6 protein-coding genes and 1 pseudogene are annotated in these 3,704 nt (G+C 37.7%); all 7 read right to left on the bottom strand.

Annotated features, from left to right (window positions below):
- Positions 1 to 55: 55 nt before the first annotated feature.
- Positions 56 to 790, bottom strand: coding sequence for a hypothetical protein (locus IQ228_RS23170; protein ID WP_027403261.1), 735 nt, complete (start codon positions 788 to 790; stop codon positions 56 to 58).
- Between the two features lie 68 nt (positions 791 to 858).
- Positions 859 to 1,695 (bottom strand): 4-hydroxy-tetrahydrodipicolinate reductase, encoded by an 837-nt coding sequence (dapB, locus tag IQ228_RS23165; protein ID WP_027403260.1) that lies wholly within the window; start codon positions 1,693 to 1,695, stop codon positions 859 to 861.
- Positions 1,696 to 1,766: 71 nt separating this feature from the next.
- Entirely contained in the window at positions 1,767 to 1,895 is a 129-nt protein-coding gene (locus IQ228_RS27230; RefSeq protein ID WP_255549990.1) for a hypothetical protein, read from the bottom strand.
- Positions 1,896 to 1,946: 51 nt separating this feature from the next.
- Positions 1,947 to 2,177 (bottom strand): hypothetical protein, encoded by a 231-nt coding sequence (locus tag IQ228_RS27510; RefSeq protein ID WP_370566933.1) that lies wholly within the window; start codon positions 2,175 to 2,177, stop codon positions 1,947 to 1,949.
- A 214-nt stretch (positions 2,178 to 2,391) separates the two neighbouring features.
- Positions 2,392 to 2,700 (bottom strand): annotated as a pseudogene (locus IQ228_RS23160) (XisI protein); the annotation flags it as partial.
- Between the two features lie 129 nt (positions 2,701 to 2,829).
- On the bottom strand, positions 2,830 to 3,219 hold the full coding sequence (locus IQ228_RS23155; RefSeq protein ID WP_027403259.1) for a type II toxin-antitoxin system VapC family toxin: 390 nt from the start codon (positions 3,217 to 3,219) through the stop codon (positions 2,830 to 2,832).
- 5 nt (positions 3,220 to 3,224) lie between these two features.
- Positions 3,225 to 3,449 carry a DUF2281 domain-containing protein gene (locus IQ228_RS23150; RefSeq protein WP_027403258.1) on the bottom strand — a complete coding sequence of 75 codons (225 nt, stop codon included), beginning with the start codon at positions 3,447 to 3,449 and terminating at the stop codon, positions 3,225 to 3,227.
- Positions 3,450 to 3,704 lie beyond the last annotated feature (255 nt).

Below are 3,704 nucleotides of genomic sequence, written 5' to 3'. Positions count from 1 at the left end.
GAGTTGGGGGAGTTGGGGGAGTTGGGAGCAATTTTCCTTCTTTCTTCTTTCTTCTTTATTCCGACTCCCTTCTTCTTCTTTCTGACTCCTGACTCCTGACTCCTGACTCCTGACTCCTATTTCCCGAACGACGGCGGGGTCTTCTCTCCTGATTTGCACGCAAGCGCACACTAACCTCGTTGAAAAAGTCTCTGCGGACATAGGGGTAATCACTTACCCATAAATCACGACTAGGAATATATATATCGCTGAATTCTTCAATAGTGCTTAAATCAGAACTATTGGACATAACCACCATTTCAGCTATTTGTCCACGAGCAATGACTTTATGAGCGTTACGTAGTGGAGCTTCAAACTCCACTGTAAATCCTGTATCGTCGCCTATTTCTAAGTTAATCCGCTTTTCGCGGTTTTCGATGATGACTAACTCACCTTTACTATTCACGGTTTCCTGTTTACCCATTAACCGATCCGTAATCCACCAGTCTAACACTCGTCCCCGAAAAAAGCCACTGTATTTGTAACGGCGGCATTTTCTATTGCGTATACTTGCTTGGAATATGGGATACCAAAGCCAAAAGAAAGCACCAAATACCCCAAAAAAGAATATTAATCCAAATTCTAATCTAAACAAGAATTGTATCAGCAGTAGTACAGCTAAGATCACCACAGAAATTAGTATCCGTTGCACAAAACTGCTTACTTTCCCCCAATAGTATTTATATTGTGGTCCAGAGGCAATTAGAGGGATGATTTGTTCAAATTTTTGGCGAGTTAAGGGAACGAGCATATTTTACATTTTGGATTTTGGATTTTAGATTTTGGATTGGAAAATCACCAATCGAAAATTGCTAACAGTTAAAGTATTTTTTCTAGCCCATATACTAATGACTTTAGCTGATTAACTTTGCGAATGGCTAATATTACTCCTGGCATATAACAGGCGCGATCGCTTGTATCATGACGTAAGGTATAAATTTGTCCTGCTGCGCCAAAAATTACTTCTTGGTGGGCAATTAGTCCTGGTAAGCGGATACTATGAATTCTAATCCCTTCGTCTGCTAAACTGCCTCTAGCTCCGGGTATTTTCTCCGTTTCTTCCACAATAGCAGTATTAAAAGTTTTGCCCATTTCCGCTAATAGTTGAGCAGTTTGAATGGCTGTACCGCTAGGAGCATCAGCTTTTTGGTTATGATGGAGTTCGATAATTTCTACATGATCAAAATACTGGGAAGCTCTGAGGGCGGCTTCTTGGAGTAGTACCATACCAATGGAAAAGTTAGGAATAACTAAACAACCGGTACTGGCTTTTTCGGCAAAATCAGCTAATTCTTCGAGTTGTGCCGGACTTAAACCCGTAGTTCCCACAACTGGACGAATTCCATAGGCGATCGCACTGCGAATATTGCTATAAACTGCATCAGGATGAGTAAAATCAACTAATACCCCCGGCTGCATCTGTCTCTCCCCAGCCACATACGCCAACATTGGCTCTAATTGATTCGTAATTGGTACTTCCAAGGGTTCACTTAAACCCGCCAATTCCCCCGCATCTTTACCTTGATGTTCAGGAGTTGTGTCAATTGCACCCATTAAAGTCAAATCAGATGCTGCTGCTACTGCTTTAATTACCTCTCGTCCCATTTTACCAGCCGCACCGTTGACAATAACCGGAATAGAAGTTTGATTGCTCATAGATTTAAGAATTATTTTTAATTCAACAAAGAAATTGTCTCACAAGAGATAACCAACGGCACAGAAGCCACTTAATCTTCTTGATTTTGAGGATTTTCGCTTTGCCAAGCTAGATAATTTAACAAGCTAAGAACCTCTTGTAATTTATCATCAGGGATGACTTCCAAAGGTTGTACTACCTTGTTTCTGAGTTTATTCATCTCTGTAATGCTCTGAATAGTTTTTAGTATGGATTAATCTCAGAACGCTTTTTAGAAATGTAGAATATCACACAAAATATCCACAATTAAGGTTTGAGTCTTTAATGATAATGAGCCTAACTCACGCTGAATAAGTGAGGATCGAAGTGTTACCAAATGATCAAGTCTGATGGTTGATGATTTACGAAGACCACTCATAATAAAATCTGGATTTTCTGGTCTGAGAATAATATCTGTATGAAGGGGATTTTCGGGAATACGGCTGGTGATTAGGGCAAAAATAATGTGCTGATATGCTCAAATTGTATTGGTTAGACAATAGGCAGGACGGACTTTACTGGAAGATAAATCGTCAAAGGGAAATTGAATTAAAACGATTTTACCCTTCATAACCTACAGGTTGTCCATCTTTCAGGGTATAAATATCTTCTTCTGGATCATGCAGAAAAGCAAAACTAGGGTTATTTGCAACAGTATCTAACCAAGTTTGTTCATTAAAAGGACGTTTATAGGGGGGATGTAAACCTAAAATAATATCTGACGCGGGAACTCCTTTTTCAACTAATTCTTGACCAATATCAGCTTCAGTCATATTATGTTGAATCCAGATTTTGCCGTCTTTAATATCTAAATGAATATAACAAGCATAAATACGATTTAGTCCTTGCCAGCCCAGATCGAGAATTTGATAATGATCATGTTCTGTATCAAAAATGAGTTGACATTCAATATTTGGCTCATTTGTGGTGGCATGAGAAATTAGTAACTCGCGGACAATTTGGCGATATTTAGCTAGTTTTTCCATGAGATAATCTCCTCTTTATTTGGTTCGTAAGCTATGATTTTTAGGTCATACTGTAAAATTGCTGCTTGAGTAAAACGTAGTTATTTGACCTTGATTTGATAATTTAGTAATTTCCATTCTGTTTAATTCTCACTTTAAAACATTAATAATAGGATATTGAAGAATTTTTTGATCAACTGTAATGATTGTTAAGTCATGCTGAATCGCTTGACAAATTATCAGACGATCAAACGGGTCACGATGTAGAGGTGGTAATTTAATTAATTGTGCAACACTTTCTTCATCAATAGATAGGCTATCAATTTGATGACGGATACGTTGTTTTGTTAAATATATTTCTGGAGATTGAGGAAAGAAAAGTTTTCCTATTTGATATTTAATGATGGCTTCCCAAATAGATGCAACGCTTAAAAATATCTTATTGTTAGGGTCTTTAATCTCTGCACAAAATTGATTTGAAAGTTGAGAATCACCATTCAAAAACCAGAGAAAAATATGAGTATCGAGTAAAAGTCGCATAATTTTTATAAAGGGTTTTCAAAGTCCTGTAAGATTTCATCGGGTAAGGGATCATCAAAGTCAGCAGGAACAGTAAATTCTCCCTGACAAAGCGCGTAAGGTCTGGGCGTTTTTTGTTCTTTTTGTTGATTTCTTCGAGTTTGGGTAAACAATAAAAAATCAAGCAATTCTTCGACTATTTCTTCAGGGACTTGGTAGATTTCTTGGATGAGTCTTTCTCTTGTTGTCATTAGATTGTCTCCTGTGATCGTGAGATTCTACGTTTTTGGTTTTTAATTCTGAAAATGATTTTAGCGATCGCACTACTATCATTTTTACCTTTGAAATGTTGGGTTTCCTATTGTCAACCCAACCTACAAGATCGCACTAATCGCTTTTTGATGGGGTTTTAAAGGGGCGCATAAATGACAATTTTAACTCAGTTTGATAATTTTATTATAGCGGTTATCGGTTAAGTGAAATACAAGAACCCCACCCCCAACCCC

Source organism: Dolichospermum sp. LEGE 00246, assembly GCF_015207865.1.
Classification (GTDB): Bacteria; Cyanobacteriota; Cyanobacteriia; order Cyanobacteriales; family Nostocaceae; genus Dolichospermum; species Dolichospermum heterosporum.
The sequence above is the reverse complement of the archived record's forward strand: the minus strand, read 5'-3'. Positions and strand labels throughout refer to the sequence as shown.